We start from the raw sequence: 269 nt of genomic DNA, 5'->3' as shown, positions 1-269 counted from the left end.
ATCTTGCTGATCGACTCTAGCAAGTTCGGGGTTCGATCCTTCACGCGGATTGTGGGCCTCGACGCCATCGACATTCTGATCACCGATGATGAAGCGGATGCGGATGTCGTGGAGGCGGTTCGGAGGTTCGTGCCCCAGGTACAGCTCGTCAACACCATGTCGCAAAGTCCGGATCGATGAGCGCCGGTGGGAACCGGTTTGCTCCAGGCGAGGATGATCACCTCCATCTTGAAAAGGAAGAAGTGCCCTCCTGCAGGCACTCCGAAGCG

1 pseudogene is annotated in these 269 nt (G+C 58.0%); it reads left to right on the top strand.

Annotation, left to right across the window (positions count from 1 at the left end):
* Positions 1-180: pseudogene (locus RZO55_RS14135) on the top strand (hypothetical protein); the annotation flags it as partial.
* Positions 181-269: the final 89 nt, after the last annotated feature.

Origin of the sequence: Clostridium boliviensis (genome assembly GCF_033342255.1) — a bacterium.
Classification (GTDB): domain Bacteria; phylum Bacillota; class Clostridia; order Lachnospirales; family Lachnospiraceae; genus Lacrimispora; species Lacrimispora boliviensis.
This window is presented reverse-complemented; position numbering and strand designations above follow the sequence as displayed.